At 44.5% G+C, this 19,142-nt stretch carries 21 protein-coding genes; 12 read left to right on the forward strand and 9 right to left on the reverse strand.

Annotation, left to right across the window (positions count from 1 at the left end; translation table 11 throughout):
- The first annotated feature begins 74 nt into the window (after positions 1-74).
- Positions 75-335 (forward strand): sulfurtransferase TusA, encoded by a 261-nt coding sequence (gene tusA / locus GVV58_RS06195; protein WP_005172942.1) that lies wholly within the window; start codon positions 75-77, stop codon positions 333-335.
- Between the two features lie 229 nt (positions 336-564).
- Here tusA and GVV58_RS06200 read toward each other — a convergent pair whose 3' ends face one another.
- Positions 565-2,277, reverse strand: coding sequence for an electron transfer flavoprotein-ubiquinone oxidoreductase (locus GVV58_RS06200; RefSeq protein WP_100355489.1), 1,713 nt, complete (start codon positions 2,275-2,277; stop codon positions 565-567).
- A 186-nt stretch (positions 2,278-2,463) separates the two neighbouring features.
- Between GVV58_RS06200 and GVV58_RS06205 the strand changes: the two genes are divergently transcribed.
- The 5 genes from GVV58_RS06205 (at position 2,464) to GVV58_RS06225 (ending at position 6,889) form a co-directional block, all read left to right on the forward strand.
- A complete protein-coding gene (locus GVV58_RS06205; RefSeq protein ID WP_159516187.1) occupies positions 2,464-3,075 on the forward strand; it encodes a DUF1285 domain-containing protein in 612 nt (203 codons plus the stop codon).
- A gap of 48 nt (positions 3,076-3,123) precedes the next feature.
- Complete coding sequence (murI, locus tag GVV58_RS06210; RefSeq protein ID WP_159516188.1) at positions 3,124-3,996, forward strand: glutamate racemase; 873 nt, start codon at positions 3,124-3,126, stop codon at positions 3,994-3,996.
- Between the two features lie 118 nt (positions 3,997-4,114).
- Complete coding sequence (locus tag GVV58_RS06215; protein WP_005095369.1) at positions 4,115-5,143, forward strand: DUF4062 domain-containing protein; 1,029 nt, start codon at positions 4,115-4,117, stop codon at positions 5,141-5,143.
- 65 nt (positions 5,144-5,208) lie between these two features.
- Positions 5,209-6,222, forward strand: coding sequence for a ferrochelatase (gene hemH, locus GVV58_RS06220; RefSeq protein WP_159516189.1), 1,014 nt, complete (start codon positions 5,209-5,211; stop codon positions 6,220-6,222).
- A 22-nt stretch (positions 6,223-6,244) separates the two neighbouring features.
- A complete protein-coding gene (locus GVV58_RS06225; RefSeq protein ID WP_159516190.1) occupies positions 6,245-6,889 on the forward strand; it encodes an MBL fold metallo-hydrolase in 645 nt (214 codons plus the stop codon).
- 38 nt (positions 6,890-6,927) lie between these two features.
- Here the strand turns inward: GVV58_RS06225 and GVV58_RS06230 are convergent, their stop codons facing one another.
- Complete coding sequence (locus GVV58_RS06230; RefSeq protein ID WP_005095373.1) at positions 6,928-7,110, reverse strand: hypothetical protein; 183 nt, start codon at positions 7,108-7,110, stop codon at positions 6,928-6,930.
- A 173-nt stretch (positions 7,111-7,283) separates the two neighbouring features.
- Positions 7,284-7,457, reverse strand: a complete 174-nt coding sequence (locus GVV58_RS06235) for a DNA gyrase inhibitor YacG (protein WP_005095374.1) — start codon at positions 7,455-7,457, stop codon at positions 7,284-7,286.
- A gap of 85 nt (positions 7,458-7,542) precedes the next feature.
- Here GVV58_RS06235 and GVV58_RS06240 point away from each other — a divergent pair, with 85 nt between their 5' ends.
- Together GVV58_RS06240 and GVV58_RS06245 are read left to right on the forward strand one after the other, a co-directional pair.
- Entirely contained in the window at positions 7,543-8,187 is a 645-nt protein-coding gene (locus GVV58_RS06240) for an SAM-dependent methyltransferase (protein WP_171063366.1), read from the forward strand.
- Between the two features lie 4 nt (positions 8,188-8,191).
- Positions 8,192-9,391, forward strand: coding sequence for a TIGR03862 family flavoprotein (locus tag GVV58_RS06245; protein WP_159516191.1), 1,200 nt, complete (start codon positions 8,192-8,194; stop codon positions 9,389-9,391).
- A 157-nt stretch (positions 9,392-9,548) separates the two neighbouring features.
- Here GVV58_RS06245 and GVV58_RS06250 read toward each other — a convergent pair whose 3' ends face one another.
- Both GVV58_RS06250 and GVV58_RS06255 read right to left on the reverse strand, forming a co-directional pair.
- Positions 9,549-10,130: a hypothetical protein gene (locus GVV58_RS06250; protein WP_005095379.1), complete on the reverse strand. Its 582-nt coding sequence runs from the start codon at positions 10,128-10,130 to the stop codon at positions 9,549-9,551.
- 15 nt (positions 10,131-10,145) lie between these two features.
- Positions 10,146-10,922: a class I SAM-dependent methyltransferase gene (locus GVV58_RS06255; RefSeq protein WP_159516192.1), complete on the reverse strand. Its 777-nt coding sequence runs from the start codon at positions 10,920-10,922 to the stop codon at positions 10,146-10,148.
- Positions 10,923-11,035: 113 nt separating this feature from the next.
- Between GVV58_RS06255 and GVV58_RS06260 the strand changes: the two genes are divergently transcribed.
- From GVV58_RS06260 to GVV58_RS06270, 3 genes are all read left to right on the forward strand, one after another.
- The gene (locus GVV58_RS06260) at positions 11,036-12,307 is read left to right on the forward strand and encodes a hypothetical protein (protein WP_159516193.1); all 1,272 of its coding nucleotides are present in this window, start codon (positions 11,036-11,038) and stop codon (positions 12,305-12,307) included.
- A gap of 126 nt (positions 12,308-12,433) precedes the next feature.
- Positions 12,434-12,631 carry a hypothetical protein gene (locus GVV58_RS06265; protein ID WP_005172920.1) on the forward strand — a complete coding sequence of 66 codons (198 nt, stop codon included), beginning with the start codon at positions 12,434-12,436 and terminating at the stop codon, positions 12,629-12,631.
- Positions 12,632-12,720: 89 nt separating this feature from the next.
- Positions 12,721-13,674 carry a 2-hydroxyacid dehydrogenase gene (locus GVV58_RS06270; protein WP_159516194.1) on the forward strand — a complete coding sequence of 318 codons (954 nt, stop codon included), beginning with the start codon at positions 12,721-12,723 and terminating at the stop codon, positions 13,672-13,674.
- Between the two features lie 70 nt (positions 13,675-13,744).
- Here GVV58_RS06270 and GVV58_RS06275 read toward each other — a convergent pair whose 3' ends face one another.
- Together GVV58_RS06275 and GVV58_RS06280 are read right to left on the reverse strand one after the other, a co-directional pair.
- Positions 13,745-14,239: a hypothetical protein gene (locus tag GVV58_RS06275; RefSeq protein WP_159516195.1), complete on the reverse strand. Its 495-nt coding sequence runs from the start codon at positions 14,237-14,239 to the stop codon at positions 13,745-13,747.
- Between the two features lie 226 nt (positions 14,240-14,465).
- Positions 14,466-14,855 (reverse strand): hypothetical protein, encoded by a 390-nt coding sequence (locus GVV58_RS06280; RefSeq protein WP_005095392.1) that lies wholly within the window; start codon positions 14,853-14,855, stop codon positions 14,466-14,468.
- Between the two features lie 11 nt (positions 14,856-14,866).
- Between GVV58_RS06280 and GVV58_RS06285 the strand changes: the two genes are divergently transcribed.
- Entirely contained in the window at positions 14,867-15,916 is a 1,050-nt protein-coding gene (locus GVV58_RS06285) for a hypothetical protein (protein WP_159516196.1), read from the forward strand.
- Between the two features lie 25 nt (positions 15,917-15,941).
- On the opposite strand, the gene glyS is transcribed toward GVV58_RS06285, so the two are convergent.
- Together glyS and glyQ are read right to left on the reverse strand one after the other, a co-directional pair.
- On the reverse strand, positions 15,942-18,011 hold the full coding sequence (gene glyS / locus GVV58_RS06290) for a glycine--tRNA ligase subunit beta (RefSeq protein ID WP_159516197.1): 2,070 nt from the start codon (positions 18,009-18,011) through the stop codon (positions 15,942-15,944).
- On the reverse strand, positions 18,011-18,994 hold the full coding sequence (glyQ, locus tag GVV58_RS06295) for a glycine--tRNA ligase subunit alpha (RefSeq protein WP_005095400.1): 984 nt from the start codon (positions 18,992-18,994) through the stop codon (positions 18,011-18,013). Before glyQ ends, glyS begins: the two co-directional genes overlap by 1 nt.
- Between the last annotated feature and the right edge of the window lie 148 nt (positions 18,995-19,142).

Raw genomic sequence — 19,142 nt, forward strand, 5'->3', positions numbered from 1 at the left:
TACTTTGGCAAAGCCGCAATGCCCGAGCGGGATTATGCTAAAATATTTTCAGTCTTCCACTCTTGAGTCTATCGATGTCCCCAACTGAAATTATCCCAAGCCTGCAATTAAATACCCGAGGTTTACGTTGTCCTGAGCCAGTCATGATGTTGCATCAGGCCATTCGTAAATCTAAAGCCGGTGATGTGGTTGAGGTGTTTGCTACCGATAATTCAACCTCTTGGGATATTCCAAAATTTTGCATGCACTTGGGACATGAATTGCTGTTGCAGGAAGAGTGTCTGGATGAAAACGGCAATAAAGAATTTCATTATCTGGTGAAAAAGGGCGGCTAAATTGGCCGAATTTTTTTTGAAATTTATGATCTGATAAGAGTTCCTATTCGATCTTAAAAATAATATTATCGCCATTCTCCAGAAAATAAACCCGCTTTCGAGCGGGTTTATTTTGTTCTCATGAGAGCTTAAATATTCGGATATGAGAACTTGCGGAATATATTCCTCATTCGCAAGATTACCCTAACATTACATGTTAGGGTATGAGCTCGCGCAAGGACTATCCGAATTACATGTTAGGGTAATTAGGACCACCGCCACCTTCCGGTGTTACCCAGGTGATGTTCTGAGACGGATCTTTAATGTCACAGGTCTTGCAGTGTACACAGTTGGCTGCATTGATCTGGAAACGTTTTGAACCGTCATTATTTTCCATGATTTCATAGACACCCGCCGGGCAGTAACGCTGCGCCGGTTCATCCCATTTAGGCAGGTTTACTTCAACCGGAATAGAGGCATCAGTCAGCTTTAAATGCGCAGGCTGGTTTTCTTCATGCACGGTATTCGATACAAATACAGAAGATAAACGGTCAAAAGTCAGCTTGCCATCCGGTTTTGGATAGTTTGGCTTGAAGCTTTCAGCGGCTTGGGTTTTTAGTGCAGCATGGTCTTGCACCAGATCATGCAGGGTAAATGGTACTTTGAACACGTTCTGGTCGATAAAGTTAAATGCACCACCCATCCATTGACCGAACTTGTGCATCGCCGGGCCAAAGTTACGTGAATTGTATAACTCTTCTTTGAGCCAGCTGTTGTTGAACTTGTCGGTATAAGCGGTGAGTTCCTTAACAAAGAAATCGTCACCCTCAACCACACGTGCAACCGCCAGATCACCGCCTTTTTCCACACCAGCCGCAATCGCTTCAAATACCGCTTCACCGCAGAGCATGCCGGATTTCATTGCGGTATGTGAGCCTTTGATTTTGGCAAAGTTCAGGAAGCCGGCATCATCACCAATTAAAGAGCCACCTGGGAAAGTGAACTTCGGTAACGAGTTAAAGCCACCTTTGGTCACGGCACGGGCGCCATAAGAAATACGCTTGCCGCCTTCTAAATACTGCTTGATTAAAGGATGGGTTTTCCAGCGCTGCATTTCCATGAATGGATACATATGCGGGTTGGTGTAGGACAGATCCACGATCATGCCCAAAGTCACCTGATTGTTTTCAGCGTGATACAGCCACCAGCCGCCTGAAGAACCGGTTTCATTCAATGGCCAGCCGGCGCCGTGCATCACCAGACCTGGTTTGTGCTTGGCAGGATCAATCTCCCAGAGTTCTTTAATGCCGATCCCGTAATGCTGTGGATCTGCATCTTTGGCCAGATTGAACTGTTCAATCAGACGTTTACCGAGGTGACCACGACAGCCTTCAGCAAAAATCGTATATTTGGCATGCAGTTCATAACCCGGAGTAAAGTTATGCGTCGGTTCGCCATCTTTACCAATGCCCATGTCACCGGTCTGGATGCCTTTTACCGTACCATCTGCATGATACAGAATGTCTGAGGCGGCAAAGCCCGGGAAGATTGAAACTTCCAGTTCTTCTGCTTTTTGGCCTAACCAGCGCACCACATTGCCGAGCGAGATGACGTAGTTGCCATCATTGTGCATGGTTTTTGGCACCATCCAGTGTGGTGCTTCTTGTGATTTTTCATCTGAAAGCAGGAAGAAGGTTTTATCTTCAGTCACCGGCACATTGAGCGGCGCACCTTGTTCTTTCCAGTCCGGGAACAATTCATTGATGGCACGCGGTTCTAGCACAGCACCAGACAGAATATGTGCGCCAACTTCGGAGCCTTTTTCTACGACACAAACGGACAAATCATTTAAGTTGTTTTCAATTGCAAGTTGACGGATTTTGATCGCAGCAGATAGACCCGCAGGGCCTGCGCCGACGATGACGACGTCAAACTCCATCGATTCACGTTCGATGTGTTCCATGTAGGACTCCTCATATTACTATTCGGTGGCAACCATAATCGGATGATTGGGTGCTGCCATAAGTGTTCTTGGTTCCTAGACACAAAAATACTGGTGTCTTTGATAATCTGGGCTAGTATAGTTTTAAACCGAGTTTTAGCCAATTGGCTGAAACATATTATTTTTCCGTCATTAAGGTCTTCTTTTATGGATAAGCCAGTACCCAGCAAACATCTGACGAAAAAAGTAACTTCTCCTGATGATAAAAATTTAATGGATATCGCGCAATACTTAAAAGATGCACAGGGCGGTCACAAAAGGTCAATTCCCCCTTTGGAGCAATGGCAGCCAAAGCATTGTGGCACAATGGATCTGAAGGTTTTGGCCAATGGAGAATGGTGGCACGAAGGTCAATTGATCAAACGCCAAGCCATGATTAACCTGTTTGCAACCGTCCTTTGGAAAGAGCAGGGAAAATTCTACCTAAAAACACCGGTAGAAATGATTGAAATTGAAGTGGAAGATGAACCTTTATTGGTCAATCAGGTCGATCAGGTCGAGATTAATGGACTGAGTTATTTACAACTGGGCACCACAACCCAAGACCTGATTATTGTGGATGCTGAACATCCGATCTTTATGCGTGAATATAAAGATGAGTTGCGACCTTATGTGCATGTACGTTTTGGAATCAATGCCCTGATCCAGCGTGCCGCATTTTTGCATCTGGTCGAGATGGGAAAGCTTGATGAAAATCCGGCAGGTGAAGCCGTTTTAAGTTTGAAAAGTGGCGATTTAGACTTGCATTTGAGCACCTGAGGTTTAAGCTTGGTCGCTAGAGTTTTTGACACCGCAATTCAGACCGTTATGAGCGCCATTCAACCCATTTCTCCGCTATTAGACCCGATGCCCAACGCAACAGCAGATGCGCCGATTGGTATTTTTGACTCGGGCGTAGGCGGCTTGTCGGTGGCTCTGGAAATTGCCCGCCATCTGCCGAATGAACGCTTTGTCTATTATGCCGATACTGCACATGTGCCTTATGGCCCGAGAGATGATCAGGAAATCCGTAGCCTGACTGCTCAGGCGATTGAATGGCTGTATCGTCAGGGCTGTAAAGTGGCAGTCGTGGCTTGTAATACGGCCTCTGCCTTTAGTCTGGATTATTTGCGTGACTATTATGGCGAGAACTTTCCAATTATCGGTTTGGTGCCAGCACTTAAACCTGCAGTCTTGAATACCCAGTCGAAAACAGTTGCGGTCTTGGCAACACCGGCCACTTTTCGCGGGCAACTGATTAAAGATGTGATCTCCCGTTTTGCCGAACCGGCTCAGGTTAAAGTCCTGCCTGTGACCAGTCTGGAACTGGTACCTTTTGTTGAGGCTGGAGAGCAGATGAGTGAAGCCTGTCTGCAAACATTAATAGAGATTTTACAACCAGTTGTGGATCAAGGCGCTGATTATTTAGTACTGGGATGTACGCATTACCCCTTCCTAAAAGCGTCAATTCAGTATATTTTTGGTCAAAAGCTGACATTAATTGACTCAGGATTCGCAGTTGCGAGACAAACGGCCCGAATTTTAATTAAAAATGAGTTATTATTTGAGCATGAGCGTAAAGAAAGCGTGAAAATTGAATTGGTGGTGAGTGGGCAGAATGCTGAACAGCTCCGGCCGGTTTTGCAGCACCTGATTCCTGCCGGTTTAAAATGGCAGATCAGTAATATGAGTGCAGTTTAAAACTCATTTTTATAATTTTAAAAGAACGATATTTTTTCATTTTGGGGTGGTCATATTGTGTCAAAATGCATGAATTCATGCATTTTTTATGCAAATGTACAGGAGAAGAGGATAGCCCATGCTGGATAAACGATACCAAGTGTTCATCTCAACCTCTGGGGCAGAAATGCAGCCGGAACGTATCATTTTGTCTCAAACATTAGTGGGTATGGGGTTCTTCTCTTGGGGACTGGAACAGCGTACGCCGCTGAATACTGCTTTTTCACGCCGCCAGATTGATGATTGTGACTATGTAGTGATTTTGCTAGGCAGTCAGTATGGGGAACAGTCTGTCTCGGGTGTCGGTTATATGCACCTCGAATACATCTATGCAGTGACCAAGCAAAAACCGATTATTGTGTTTATGCATGACGATCCGGCATCACGTGAAAGCTCATTACATGATACCAAGCCGGAATTACGGGAAAAGTTTAAGGAATTTCGTCAATTACTGCAGCAGGAAGTAGACCAGGTCTTTACTTATCGCAGCTTGCGCGATCTGGAAATGGCAGTACGTTTTAATATGCCGCAAATGCTGGAGCGTTATCCGGTGACCGGATGGGTGCGTCCGCAAAATACCCAGGCGCTGCATGACGAGATTGATCAGCTTAAGGCTAAAGTGAGCCAACTGGAGCGTGATGGTGGAACGGCGGAAATAGATCCGTTCCTGAGCCTGCCTAAAGTATCCATGCATGAAGTTTTTTCTTTTGAATACCGGATGCAGGCTTATCAGGATGGAAACTTTAAGGAAATTAAAGTTCAGAAGAAGCTGACTTGGGCGCAATTATTGGCCCTGCTGGGCTCTACCTTTGTCAATCCGACACCGGAAGAGTTTTTCTCCAAGCGGATGAATGAATATTTAAATGAAAACGGTCTGGAAGATGCACGGGCAGAAATGCCACGTGCACATGCCGTGGCTCGTGCCCAGATGAATATTCGTGCCTTGCATAGCTTGAAAATTCAGATGCGCCAGAATGACTGGATTGTGCCATCAGGTCGGGATGACCGCCAGCGCATGCTCTGGCAGATTACGCCGAAAGCTCAAAAATTACTGGACAGCAGTTTGCTGGATTTAGATCGTACTTTTCAATCTAAGTCAGTGTATTAATCCATATAGAGAATCAATCAAAAACTGTTAAAGTACAGGGGTTGATACCATGACGGATAAACTGAATGTCTTCTCCTGCTAAAGCTAAAGTGACGATTATATTGGCCAACTTGGGTACGCCAGATGCGCCCACGATTCCAGCAGTACGCCGTTTCCTGAAGCAGTTTTTGTCTGATCAGCGGGTGATTGAAATTCCGAAACCCATTTGGCAAATTATCCTGCGTTTATTCATTTTGCCATTTCGGCCTAAGCGGGTTTCACAGGCCTATGCACAGGTCTGGGGAGAGGATTCACCGATGCGTGAAATCCTGTTGCAACAGGTCAATACAGTCAAAACTCATTTGACCCCGCTCTATCCGCAGTTTGAGTTGAATGTGGTGCCAGCAATGACTTATGGCAATCCGAATATTCAGCAGGTTTTGGCCAGAGTGTCTGAACAGCCGCAGGACCATGTGATCTTATTTCCACTATTTCCCCAATATTCTGCTACTTCGACTGCACCTCTCTATGATGCCCTGGCAAAATGGGTGGTGAAGCAACGCAATTTGCCTGGTTTGAGCATCATTCGGGATTATTATCAACATCCTTTATTTATTCAGGCTCTGGCGCAAAGCGTGCGTGACTATCAGGCAGTACATGGTCAGCCGGAAAAACTGTTAATGTCTTTTCATGGTATTCCGCAGCCTTATGCCGACAAAGGCGATCCTTATGCCGATCGTTGTCGTATTACCGGACAACTGGTTGCACAGGCGTTAGGGCTGAGTGCAGAGCAATATGCGATTAGCTTTCAGTCACGTTTTGGCAAACAGGAATGGATTAAGCCCTATACCGATGTTGTGCTGGAAGACTGGGCCAAACAGGGGGTGAAATCCGTGCAGGTGATGAGTCCGGCATTCTCGGCTGACTGTCTGGAAACGCTTGAGGAACTGGCCATAGAAAATGCCGAAACTTTTAAATCTCTGGGGGGAGGCAGTTATCGTTATATTCCTGCTTTAAATAGCCGTGAAGATCATTTGCGATTGCTGAACAGTTTGCTACAGGCTAATCTGGAGGCATTGACACAAACGCTTGCTCATTAATTTTTCCGAGGTTTTTTGCCCTATGTTACAAGTCAAAATTGTTCCGGTTACTGCTTTTCAGCAAAACTGTTCGATCATTTGGGATACGGACACGAAAGAAGCCATTTTGATTGATGCAGGGGGCGAAGCTGAAAAACTCAAAGCTGAGGTCGAAGCTCTGGGCTTAACCGTGAAAGCTTTATGGCTGACCCATGGACATCTGGATCATGCAGGTGCAGTAGGCGCCTTGAAAAAGGCCTGGAATGTACCAGTAATTGGGCCACATAAGGAAGATGCTTTCTGGCTGGACATGATTCAAGAGGTTTCAGCGCGTTATGGTTTTCCGATTCCAGAAAAAGTTGAAGTGACACAATGGCTGGAAGGGGGGGAAATACTGAAGCTCGGTGATGAAGAATTTGAGGTGCGTTTCGCGCCAGGGCATACCCCGGGCCATGTGATGTTTTATAATAGCAATCATGCCCTGTTATGGACGGGCGATGTGCTGTTTAAAGGCTCGATTGGCCGTACGGATTTCCCGCGTGGCGATCATCAGCAGCTCTTGGATTCAATTCAGCGTGAATGTTTTAGCCTGCCGGATGAAACCCAGTTTATTTCAGGACATGGACCGATCAGCACCATTGGTTTTGAAAAGCAGCATAATCCCTTTGTTGCAGGCAAAGCGGGTTAAATATCGACGTGAATAAAAGACCAAGTATCCTTGGTCTTTTATTTTGAAAATGGATCACTGCTAAATTGACGAGTTTGCATGTGAATTAGCCAGGCCATAAAAGCAAAAAGTACACCCAGTACAATAAATAAGCTATCTTGTTGGAAAATACCGACTCCCAGAGAGAGAAGTGCCAGTAGACCAACCCCAACTAATATGACTTTTAAAATAATATAGCTCATATTATTGCTCTAAAAATAATGTGAAGATTTAAAGTAGAACAATAATGCTAAGGCACGATGAATGGTGTTAATTCGTGTTGGCTTTTCAGGGTGATTTTATAAACTTTATGTGATTTTTAGCTAATTTTCTACATAGTCTTCAGTTTAGAAATATTTTTTACTGCAAAGAACTTCTAATCCTCAGAAGTGTCCGCCTGCGGTGCATCTTGAGTAGGCAAGCTATATTCTTCATTGGCCCATGCGCCCAAGTCAATCATCTTACAGCGTTCTGAACAGAAAGGACGGAAATCATTCTCTTCCCAAGTCGTCAGTTTGCCACAGCGCGGACAGTTTAAAGTAGTGGGCATGAGATCAACTCCAAAGAAAAATAAAGCTTCGATTAGGCAAATATAGCCGCACTTGGTAGACTTATGCGGTTTTTATTAGTTTGATCTGATTATGCCGATTCGTCAATTTCAAGCACAGCGTATGCATGCACCCCGTGATTTTCAAAGCATCAGTCCTGAAGCGGTCTGCATCGAAGTCGGGGCGGGTAAAGGCAAACATGCTTTGTTATTTACCAAGACCCACCCCGATACTCAACTGATTGCGATTGAACGTACCCGCGAAAAATTCCTGGCCATGCAAAAACAGCACGGGATTGAAGGTCAGGCCAATTTACAGACCGTTCATGCCGATGCTTTGCCGTGGATCGTGCATGCATTGTATCCAGAGCAGGTAGAACAATTCTTTATTTTGTATCCAAATCCGGAACCACATAATCCGGCGCAGCGCTGGGTCAATATGCCATTTTTTGAGTTTTTACTTTCCCGTTTAAAGACGGGTGGAACCATTACATTGGCCAGTAATATTCCTGCCTATATCGAAGAAGCAGAACAGCAGGCAGAACAACTGTGGAAATTACCTTTTATTAAAGAAGTCATTGCCCAGGATTCAGCACGCACCCATTTTGAAATTAAATATCTGGAACGTGGGGAATTGTGTCAGCAACTTATTATTACTAAACCTGAAGCTTATGTGACACGGTTTGATGATTTCCAGCCTTTGCAAGGGCAGAATGCTAGCATCGCGGAATAATCAGATGAGCAAACGTATTGCCATTGTTGGCGCTGGCCCTGCCGGGTTAATGGCCGCAGAAGTCCTTAGTCAGTTTGATTATGAGCTGCACGTCTATGAGCAAAAACCGTCTGCTGCACGTAAATTTTTGATGGCAGGCAAAACCGGCCTGAATATCTCTCATGCGGAACCGGTTGAGCAATTTGTGCAGCGTTATGATCAGGTGGACTGGTTGTCGCCATGGGTCAAACAGTGGGATGCTGTCTGGATTCAAAACTGGATGCAGGAACTAGGCATTGAGCCTTATATTGGTTCATCCGGTCGGGTATTTCCCACAGAGATGAAAGCTGCTCCCTTGCTGCGTGCCTGGCTCAAGCGCTTGGCCAGTCATGGCATCCAGTTTCATTACCGGCATAAAGTCAGCCGACTGCATCAGCAACAGCTTGAGCTGCACGATCTAAAAAATAATGAACTTCGCACTGAAAAATTTGATGCAATTATTTTGGCCTGTGGCGCAATATCCTGGTCAGAACTGGGCAGTGACGGCGCATGGCAAGCCTGGTTAAAACCCGATGAGATTGAGGCTTTTCAGGCCAGTAATGCCGGGGTGGAATATCCATGGTCCAAGTTCATGCAGCCAGTCTTTGGTCAGCCTTTAAAACGTGTAGAAGCCTGGGTCGGGCAAGGTGAAAAAACCACGGGTGACATTGTGATCAGTCATTATGGGCTTGAAAGTGGTTTGATTTATAAGCAGGGAAGAGGTTTACGCGAACAGCTAAAACAAGGTCAGCAAATACAACTGAGTCTGGATTTATTTCCTGACCAAAGTGTGGGGCAATTGGCGAAAAAATTACAGCCGACTAAGAAGCAGTCTTTAAGCAATGTTTGGCGTAAAGCCGGATTGGATGGTGCCAAAGCGGCTTTGGTGCGTGAACTGGTGGCCAAGACTTGGTGGCAAGATGCTGCTGAATTAGCCAAGCAGATAAAACATTTGACCATTCCACTTACAGGCTTTCGTCCGATTGAAGAAGCGATTAGCTGTGCAGGTGGGGTCAAGCGTGAAGTGCTGTCGGAACAGCTCCAACTTAAATCCAATCCGTATGTATTTCTTTGTGGGGAAATGCTGGACTGGGATGCACCGACTGGAGGTTATCTGCTGACAGCCTGTTTTGCTACAGGCCGGGCGGCAGGTCAAGGGGTGCATCAGTTCCTAAAGGCCAGCTAAGTCATTTTATGCTGAGGGAGAAAAAGCCCTTATTCTGAAATGCAGACCAAGCCTGGACAGTATCATGCTTATTCAAGGTGCCTGTATGCACCCGTCGAGCTTAGATGTTCGCTGTGTATTTTAGTCAAGCTGGGTGCAAGCAATGAGCTCCATGGAATTAACTGGCTGGGCGGGCAGGTGCTGTGTTGGCATTCAGATCCGGATATTGCGAACGCCAGCGTTCTAGTTGCTCTTGCGCATGCAGATATTTCCCTAAACCTTTGACACTTTCACTGGCCTCATTCACTGTTTTGGTTTGAGTCTCAGGACTATTTACCAATTTGTCCTGATGTTGCCAATATTGATACATCATGCCCTGAATATAACGGCCCTGTTCGGTTTTCAGTTCTAAATCCTTCAGCATATTCAGGGCTGACTGTACATGATCGCGCTGGCGTTGCTGAATAAACTCCGGACTCAAGCTATCTTCATCACGCATGCTGTTTAATTCTTTTTCCAGCTCCGCACTCATTTCCTGAAAACGTTGCTCATAATCGGTCAGTACTGCAATATCATGTGGATCCTCAGTGGTTTTGGGGAAGTCTTTCAGCGGCTCGGTTTTCAGTTCCTGCATCACCTGATCTGAAGCCGTACTGTCTGCAGCCGGTTCGGTACTTTCTGATGTTTTCTGGTCACATGCCATGAGCAGCATGACTGCTGCAAACAGGGCAGTGCGTGTCATTCCTGATATTTTATGCATGATTGACTCCTGTTTTTAATTAGTTTTTTTAAATACGTATATATGAGTAATATAAGGAAAATCAATCATTTCCTCTATACCTTTGGCTGTATAGTCCCAGATAATCTGTTCAAACTGTTGTTTGAGCTGTGCTTGCCGGGATGCTGGCATGGCTGCAATAAAGCTGGTCGAGAGTAGCCGTTTTGATACCACCTGCTCCACACTGCCCTGTTGTTGCCGAGTCATGCTGATTTCTGCATACGGCTGAAACAGGGTTTGTTGTTCAAATACCTTGCGCCACGCTCCGCTCTGATAACGCGGGGTATCACCTTCTAATGGGGCGATACACTCTGCCAGTGCCTGAACCCAGGCTACCCGGGTATCCCGCTGATTCCAGACCAGAACCAGATAAGCATCGGGTTTGAGGACTCGGTTGAGTTCCTGTAAGGTCTCTGCATTCGCAAACCAGTGAAATGACTGTGCACAAAATACCGCATTCAGGCTATGATCAGGCAAGGGGAGTTGATGGCTCAGGCCTTCAACAGCCTCAATGTCCGGATGGGCCAGTTTTAATTGTGCCAGCATTTCCGCAACCGGATCGACAGCGATGATGTTTTTACTGAGCGGGCGTAAATAAGGAATAAACTTGCCGGTTCCACTGCCCAAATCCAAAAGACGCGCATCGACAGGCAAAGTCAAAGTATCGGCCAGCCACTGACTGATCTCTGCCGGATAATCGGGACGCACTTGCTGATACAGCTCGGCAGATGCACTAAAACCCCGTTTTGCTGCCGGATGTAATGATTGTGTCATATTTTGCGCTTTTTAATCTTTTTGATCGATATAAAATAGCATATTCACTTTTTTGACAGCATTCATTGATTGAATTGTTGTGGAAGGGTTCGATTTACCAGCACGGGAAAGTTATGGACAAGCAGATTGTTTTTGAAGATGAGCATATACGCGCGATTTTTATGCCGGGGTCATCTTCAGAATTGATTTTTTCATTTGGCGATTTGATTACCCGTGCCAAGGGCCTCAACATCAATGCAGAAAAGTCGCTACAGAAATTCGAGTTCAATGTTCTGGGTATTATGCCCAAGCACAAGTCCTGGTTCCCGCAAGGTTCCATGTGGAACATGTTAAAGGCAGTGGCTGAACTGATTGCGCCGTTTCAGCAGCGGGTTGCCTATGGTGGCTCGATGGGTGGCTATGCCGCGATCAAGTATTCCCGCGCCTTAGGCGTGCAGCGCGTGGTGGCGATGGTGCCGCAATATTCGATCAATCCGGATGATGTACACGATGCCCGCTATAATATGTTCTATCAACCAGAGCTGAATGCAGGAATGCGGGTTGAAGCCGAAGATATCGATAGCACGTGCGAATATATTATTGTTTATGATCCGTATTGTGCCGAAGACCGTGCGCATTATCTGAAATTACAGGCCCTGATTCCGCAGCATCATGTGCTGCATTTGCCATTTACCGGACATGATGCCATTGCCGTTCTGGCCAGTTCCGAATTGCTGTATGACTTTTTGGTACATGATTACGAACCGAGTTATTTTTACCAGAAAATGCGTCGGGTCAAGAAAAACAGCAAGTTCTATTATCGCAAAGTCATTGAAAATGTTTTGCCACGCCATCGTATGGCCTTGGGGCGTATCCTGAAAAATAATGATCTGCAACTGGATAATCAGTTTTTTGATGCCAGCCAGAAACAGGTGATCTTAAGAGAATTATTGCAAAATAAACAGGTCGATCAGCATGACCTGCTCAAGCTCGGCATTCATGTCAATTTGCCGCAGGAAAATCGTCAGTTGCTTCTGGATCAATATGGACATGGTCTGGTATTTAATGTCATCAGTCATAAAATCGAAAGTTATGCAGAAGGCGCGATTGCCCTGAACCATAAATTCCTGATTCCGATTTATGCCAAAGGCAATGGCCTATTGAGCATCAGCTTGAATGATGAGCGTTATCTGGTGGTGATGAATGACCGGCATGTCATGAAACTGATCAAGGAGCAGGATGAACTCAGTCTGGGCATGCACCCGATTCTCATGAAACGTTATAGCGATTATTATATGTTCAGCTATAAGCACTTGAATTTAAGTACCAATGAGTATGGCGCTGCGGCCTTTATCGATGAAAGTGACAAAAATACGCAGTTTGTGACGCACAATGAGATAAACTAGCTTTATTTTTTAATAAAAAACAATTACTTGACATGTGATTGGCTAGGCATAATATAGAGATAGGCGGTACAAATAATATCCACCCGTACTGCTCCCGATAGTTGAAACGAACCAGAGGGTCTCTATATGATGCAATCTGCCCAGATGATACAAGTCTGTTTCATGGTCGGTTTAGCGCTGCCCAATCTGGCACATGCAGAAAGTGTACATCCAGCCGTGATTATGATGAGTGCATCGATTATTTTCATGATCATTCTGGCGGTGTATGTGATCTATAAAATCCGGCGTTCATTGCGCAATCATCTCGATAAACCGCTAGATTAAGATTGGCAGAGCGGAAACTGCTTGAAAAGCCTCAATGACTTGTTTTAAATGATAAAGATCAATGGTTCAACAGGATTGAGGGAACAGCCATGAAAGCCGTTTATTTAGACTATGCTTCTCTAGACCAACAGGATTTGGACTTTCAGGCACTGCATGCAGCCTTTGATCCGCTTGTGTTGTATCCAACGACTTCGGCTGCCGAGATTGCTTCCCGCGTGGCCGAGGTTGAGGTCATTATTAGCAATAAAGTACTGATTGATGCTGCGACCATTCAGCAATCTCCTGAACTGAAACTGATCCTGATTTCTGCGACCGGCAGCAATAATGTCGATCTGGCTGCGGCCAAAGCACGCGGCATTGTGGTCTGTAACTGTCAGGCCTATGGTACTTCTGCGGTTGCGCAACATACTTTAATGTTAATGCTCAATCTGGCCACTTCATTTCTGTCTTATCAACATGCGCTACAACAAGGCCAGTGGCAAAAATCTTCACAATTCTGTTTGCTGGATGCGCCAATTGTCGAGCTGGCCGGAAAAACACTGGGCATTGTCGGTTATGGTGAACTGGGCCATGCGGTGGCGAAACTGGCTGAAGCTTTTGGCATGAAAGTTCTCATTGCGGCGCTGCCAAACCGTCCAGCAGATGCATCCCGTGTACCATTTACCGAGTTGCTTGCTCAAGTTGATTTTCTCAGTCTGCATTGTCCACTTACTGAAGACACTCGACATTTGATCAGTCATGCTGAACTCGAAGCGATGAAGCCAAGCGCATTTTTAATTAACTGTGCGCGTGGTGGTATTGTCGATGAAGCAGCCTTGGCGCAGGCGCTGCGTGAGGGTCAGATTGCTGGTGCAGCGACCGATGTTTTAACGGTTGAGCCACCGAAAGAAGGCAATGTCCTGCTTGATGCTACAATTCCAAACCTGATTGTGACGCCGCATAATGCCTGGGGCAGTGTTGATGCACGGCAGCGCATTGTGAATCAGATGGTCGAAAATATTGAAGCTTTTAAAAATGGCCAGCCGATACGGCAGGTGAATTGATTTTTAACCCTTCTCTTGAAGTGAATATTTTTTGCTGAAAGATAAATAAAAAGCCCATGACGGGCTTTTCTTATAAATCAGTCACTGCATAACTGGTGGCAGTGCCGGAACCGGATTGAGGCTGCATCTGCGGTGTTGTGGTTTGCTGAGGCGCAGAGGATTCACTCAAAGGCTGTTGCACAATCGGTGCTGCTTGTTGAGGGTTGGCGCGCCACACTTCTTTGGTTTTCTGGATTTTCTGATTGGTTTGTTGGGCTGCTTGCGTAGCTCCCTGATCGACTTTTTGTGCGGTTTCTGAAGCCGCTGCCTTGGTATTTCCCCAAGCACGATCTACACCTGGTTTGACTTTGGCAATGCCTTTTTCAGTCACTTCACCGACTTTTTCTGCGGTATTGATGACGCCTTCCTGAGCTTTATAGGCAAAGACATGCAAAAGATTTGGATTGGTGCCATATGGCGCAATAGGTTTGCTGGTTTGTGCTTCTGATTCGGTTGCAGCTTGTGTCAATACCGGAATGCAGATTAAAAATGCAGTGCCGAGAATAATAGATTTTTTCATCATCATAATGTGATCGACCTCGAAGTAGTCAAATAGCGATCTTTTGTTTGATTTTGAGTGTAGCGGATAATTTCACGAAAACAATGAAGATCTGATGGATTCGCGAGCACTTCCAAGAAGTACAATTTAGCTTTTTTGTAATGAAAGACGGCGCGGTGAGATATGAAACCGGTTTTTATTTATTTTAGATAAAGAATTGCCCCATTTTCTGAATAAAAACAGGGCAGGATGCTTAGTCACATTGAGTTAATGCATCTTTGGCAAAGTGATGGCGGAGTGAAATAAAGTTTTTTTGTACATTTTTGGCATGTAGATCAAACTTTTGTGCAGTGCTGGTGCCGTCGCGCTGGAAAGTTGCTGAACCTGCATCCATCAGGGTAAGGCCTTTAAATGACCATTGTTCAACGACACGGTTATTGCCAAGATCGCCGGTAAATTCAATCACGCATTTGTCGAGGAACTTGGTCAGTTTTGCCTTGTTGTTGGTGGTTTCTGGAGATACTTCGAGGTTTTGTACTTCCTGTAAGACGCCAACTTCAAGCTGCGGGATTTTTGGTGCAGATGTACAAGCTGTAACTGCGATACTCGCAAGACCCGTCAAAATAAGAGCTTTAAATTTCATATGATTCTTTCTTGTTGAGTGTTGTTAGGTTGAGTATAGGCAATTCAGATGAAATTGCCTATGATTTGAAAACTAATTTTAAAGAATACTCTACCCGTATAGATATAAGTATGGATCATCTACTAGACTCTTTAGATCAAATAGAAAATTTAGAAAATCAGCTGCGTAATTATATTAATTGTGGAGTTCTTCATTACCAATTATTAAATGATAAGCACAGATGGTGGATGCTATGCAGTGCTTTAGATGTGTTAGGAGACACATCCTTAGCCTTTAAGGATTATCTGCAAACGGAGTTTCCTAAAGAAACAGGGCTTAAATACATTCATTGCTATGGAATTTTACAATGTTTCATTCTTCAACAAGATAGCTTGAAGCATCTATATGAAGTATTCAAAGTTCAATGGGAAGCAAATAGTGAGTTGAAAAAGATCCGTAAGGTTCGGAATGCTTCGATTGGGCACACAATCCTAAATAATGAAGGAGGAAGAAGCGAAAAAGATAAGGATGAATTTAATAATTTTATTTCTCGTATCACAATTAATAAATCTGGTTTTGACTTGTTGAGATATTCTAAAAAGAAAGAAGATACAGTTTATGAAGAAATTTCTATTTATGAGTTACTCAAGAAGCAATTAGATGAAGCAATTGTTCTCTTGAGAAGACTGAATAAAGAAATAATTATTATGGAAAATGAAGTTAAAAAGAAATTTGAAAATGAAAAATTAGTTGGCTTGTTGCCAATTTCTTATTGGTTTGAAAAAATTCATAGTATTTATGATGAGCAGAATAAACTATTTGCTTATACAGCTTTAGATAATATCCAGAGAGAATATTTAGCGTTAAAACAATCTTTAGAAAATCGATTATTACATGGTGAATATTGGTTTAATGAAATTGAAGATTATCTAGTTGCAATCGAGTTAATGAGAAAAGCAATGCGGAGCAATGATGAACGAGCTGGACGAATATATAATTTTTATCTTAATGAAAAAAATGACTATTTCAAAAGCTTAATGGTTGAAATTGATGAAAAGTATGAAATAAAAAACCCGCTTTAAAGCGGGTTTTTTATTAAATCGGAACTTAGTGCTGTAACACCGAAATATCAGCGACTTTCGTAAACAAATCACGCAGCTGAGCAAGCATACGTAAACGGTTTGCTTTCAAGTCAGCATCATCAGCCATCACCATTACACCATCAAAGAACGCATCGACTGGCGCACGAAGTGCAGCTAAAGCTGAAAGTGCAGCAGTGTAGTCTTTGGCAGCAAATAACGGCTCAACCACAGGTGTGATTTTCGCAAGTTCAGCGAACAATGCTTTCTCAGCATCTTCAACCAGGCTTGCTTCAACAATTTCACCTTCAGGTGCAGCTTCTTTTGCAAGAATATTGGCAACACGCTTGTTGGCAGCAGCAAGGGCAGCAGCTTCAGGCAAGGCACGGAAGTGATTGACCGCATTGACACGCTTGTCAAAATCAAGCGGTGATTTAGGCGATAACGCTTGAACTGCTTGAATCACATCAACTGCAACGCCTTGATCTTCGTATTTGGCACGGTAACGACCTTCTAAGAATGCAACAGCATCATTTAAAGTCTTGTCGTGATCTTTCAATACATCGCCATAAGCAGCTAAAGCAAGTTTGATCAAATCTTCAATTGATACATCAAGTTCATTTTCAGTGACTAGACGTAAAATACCAATCGCAGAACGACGAAGTGCAAACGGGTCTTTAGAGCCTGTAGGCGCTTGACCAATACCAAAAATACCCGTCAAAGTATCTAAACGATCCGCAAGGGCAATGGTTGTACCTGTTTTGGTTTTCGGTAAAACGTCACCCGCGAATTTAGGTAAATACTGCTCGCCTAAAGACTCAGCAACTTCATCATTTTCGCCTTCAAGACGTGCGTAGTAAGTCCCCGCGATCCCTTGAAGTTCAGGGAACTCACCCACAAGTTCAGAGGTTAAGTCACATTTTGCAAGAAGCGCTGCTTTTTCAGCGTCTTGAGCATTTGCACCCGTAATAGGCGCTAAAGCAACAGCCAATTTTGCAATACGTTCAGACTTGTTCCAAAGCGTGCCCAATTCTGCTTGGAACACCATGTTCGCCAATTTCTCTTTACGAGAAGCAAGCGGTTGTTTTTGGTCTTGCAGGAAGAAGAATTCAGCATCCGACAAACGTGGACGAACCACTTTCTCGTTACCTTCAATAATTTGTGTCGGGTCTTTCGACTCAATGTTCGACACCGTAATGAAGTACGGTTGCAGTTTATTGTCAGCATTCACTAAACAGAAGTACTTTTGGTTGTCCTGCATGGTGGTAATTAATGCTTCTTGCGGAACAGCAAGGAAGCGTTCTTCAAAGCTGGCACGAAGCGCAACAGGCCATTCAACCAATGCTGTTACTTCGTCACGAAGGTCACTTGGTACAATTGCAATGGCATTGACTTCATCAGCCAATGCTTTCACTTGCTGATCGATGATGGCTTGACGTTCTTCAAAAGAAGCCACAACATGCGCTGCTTTTAATTTTGCTAAGTATTCGTCAGCATGCGTTAAAGTGATTGCTTCAGGTGCATGGAAACGATGACCGAAAGTCACGTTAGCTGCTTTGTGATCCTGAATGGTTGCATCAACAATATCGTTGTCTTTAAGCAATACCACCCATTTTACCGGACGTACAAATTCAGTACGGCTCGCCGCAGAACGCATGCGTTTTGCAATTGGCAGGTTGTCCAAGGCATTTTGTAAAATTTGCGGGAGTAAAGCGTCTAGGCTTTGACCTTTCACGTCTTTCAAGTAGCACACTTTTTCAACTTTACCGGCTTGGAAAGTCGATACTTGATCAACCGTGATGCCTTGACCACGCATAAAGCCTTCTAAAGCTTTGGTTGGGTTGCCTTCCGCATCAAAGGCTGCTTGCTTTGCAGGGCCGTCGAAACGTTTTTGCGTGTCAGCTTGCGCGCCGTCAACATTTTTAATTTTTAATGCCAAACGACGTGGTGCTGCATAGGCTTCGATAGAATCAAAAGCAAGACCAGCATCTTTTAAGCCTTTTACGGTTTCTGCTTGCAATGCATCACGTAATTTTTTAAGGCTTTTCGGTGGAAGTTCTTCACAGCCTAATTCGAACAAAACGGTATGTTTAGACATTATTTGCTCTCCTTAGATTCAACTTTTGCTTCCGCTTCAACTTGTGCTTTTAACTGCGCTAACACTTCATCACGAAGCTCAGGTTCAGCCATCGGGAAGCCCAATTTCGCACGCGCTGCCACATAGCTGTTTGCAATGGCACGTGCCAAAGTACGCACACGTAAAATATAACGTTGACGTTCAGTCACCGAAATCGCACCACGTGCATCTAATAAGTTAAAGCAGTGTGAGGCTTTAATCACTTGCTCATAAGCAGGCAATGGTAGTTCAGCTTCGATTAAACGTGTTGCTTCAGCTTCGTAGAAATCGAACAACTCAAACATTTTTTCAACGTTTGCATATTCAAAGTTATAAGTTGACTGCTCAACTTCATTTTGATGGAACACATCGCCATAAGTAACCGTACCGAACTGACCTTTGGTCCAAACTAAATCGTAAACCGAGTCTACACCTTGCAAGTACATGGCAAGACGCTCAAGACCATAGGTGATTTCACCTGTTACCGGGTAGCATTCAACACCGCCCACTTGCTGGAAATAAGTAAACTGCGTCACTTCCATGCCGTTGAGCCAAACTTCCCAGCCTAGACCCCAAGCGCCGAGGGTTGGCGATTCCCAGTTGTCTTCGACAAAACGAATGTCGTGTACCAGTGGATCGATTCCAATCGCTTTAAGCGAGTCAAGGTAGAGCTGTTGGATGTTGTCCGGGTTTGGCTTCAGTACCACCTGGAATTGGTAATAATGTTGCAGACGGTTTGGGTTTTCGCCATAACGGCCATCTTTCGGACGACGTGACGGCTGAACGTAGGCTGCGTTCCAGGTTTCAGGCCCTAAAGCACGAAGGAAAGTCGCTGTATGGAATGTTCCTGCGCCCATTTCCATGTCGTAAGGCTGCAAAATTACACAGCCTTGCTCCGCCCAGTAAGTTTGTAAGGCAAGAATTAAGCCTTGGAAGGTATCAATATGCGATATGGCGCGACTCATGGTCATCCACTTAAAATTAGAGAAAAATTGTGCTCAATTATAAGGACTTTGCAGGGGAGTGGCAAAGGGTTAATGTGTGGAACCTTTTTTGAAAAAATCCAGAATACCTTTAAACAAGAAGAGTCATCTATGCATCTGTCGTGATTTC

This window comes from Acinetobacter sp. 18QD2AZ41W, assembly GCF_009829025.1.
Lineage (GTDB): Bacteria > Pseudomonadota > Gammaproteobacteria > Pseudomonadales > Moraxellaceae > Acinetobacter > Acinetobacter pseudolwoffii.

What these genes read in the sequence shown, in the direction of transcription:
- GVV58_RS06245 (WP_159516191.1), top strand. Translation starts at nt 8,192, where the DNA reads ATGAGCAAACGTATTGCCATTGTTGGCGCTGGCCCTGCCGGGTTAATG.
- GVV58_RS06250 (WP_005095379.1), bottom strand. Translation starts at nt 10,130, where the DNA reads ATGCATAAAATATCAGGAATGACACGCACTGCCCTGTTTGCAGCAGTC.
- tusA (WP_005172942.1), top strand. Translation starts at nt 75, where the DNA reads ATGTCCCCAACTGAAATTATCCCAAGCCTGCAATTAAATACCCGAGGT.
- GVV58_RS06225 (WP_159516190.1), top strand. Translation starts at nt 6,245, where the DNA reads ATGTTACAAGTCAAAATTGTTCCGGTTACTGCTTTTCAGCAAAACTGT.
- murI (WP_159516188.1), top strand. Translation starts at nt 3,124, where the DNA reads ATGAGCGCCATTCAACCCATTTCTCCGCTATTAGACCCGATGCCCAAC.
- GVV58_RS06260 (WP_159516193.1), top strand. Translation starts at nt 11,036, where the DNA reads ATGGACAAGCAGATTGTTTTTGAAGATGAGCATATACGCGCGATTTTT.
- GVV58_RS06235 (WP_005095374.1), bottom strand. Translation starts at nt 7,457, where the DNA reads ATGCCCACTACTTTAAACTGTCCGCGCTGTGGCAAACTGACGACTTGG.
- GVV58_RS06270 (WP_159516194.1), top strand. Translation starts at nt 12,721, where the DNA reads ATGAAAGCCGTTTATTTAGACTATGCTTCTCTAGACCAACAGGATTTG.
- hemH (WP_159516189.1), top strand. Translation starts at nt 5,209, where the DNA reads ATGTCTTCTCCTGCTAAAGCTAAAGTGACGATTATATTGGCCAACTTG.
- glyQ (WP_005095400.1), bottom strand. Translation starts at nt 18,994, where the DNA reads ATGAGTCGCGCCATATCGCATATTGATACCTTCCAAGGCTTAATTCTT.
- GVV58_RS06280 (WP_005095392.1), bottom strand. Translation starts at nt 14,855, where the DNA reads ATGAAATTTAAAGCTCTTATTTTGACGGGTCTTGCGAGTATCGCAGTT.
- GVV58_RS06215 (WP_005095369.1), top strand. Translation starts at nt 4,115, where the DNA reads ATGCTGGATAAACGATACCAAGTGTTCATCTCAACCTCTGGGGCAGAA.
- GVV58_RS06265 (WP_005172920.1), top strand. Translation starts at nt 12,434, where the DNA reads ATGATGCAATCTGCCCAGATGATACAAGTCTGTTTCATGGTCGGTTTA.
- GVV58_RS06200 (WP_100355489.1), bottom strand. Translation starts at nt 2,277, where the DNA reads ATGGAACACATCGAACGTGAATCGATGGAGTTTGACGTCGTCATCGTC.
- glyS (WP_159516197.1), bottom strand. Translation starts at nt 18,011, where the DNA reads ATGTCTAAACATACCGTTTTGTTCGAATTAGGCTGTGAAGAACTTCCA.
- GVV58_RS06230 (WP_005095373.1), bottom strand. Translation starts at nt 7,110, where the DNA reads ATGAGCTATATTATTTTAAAAGTCATATTAGTTGGGGTTGGTCTACTG.
- GVV58_RS06205 (WP_159516187.1), top strand. Translation starts at nt 2,464, where the DNA reads ATGGATAAGCCAGTACCCAGCAAACATCTGACGAAAAAAGTAACTTCT.
- GVV58_RS06275 (WP_159516195.1), bottom strand. Translation starts at nt 14,239, where the DNA reads ATGATGATGAAAAAATCTATTATTCTCGGCACTGCATTTTTAATCTGC.
- GVV58_RS06255 (WP_159516192.1), bottom strand. Translation starts at nt 10,922, where the DNA reads ATGACACAATCATTACATCCGGCAGCAAAACGGGGTTTTAGTGCATCT.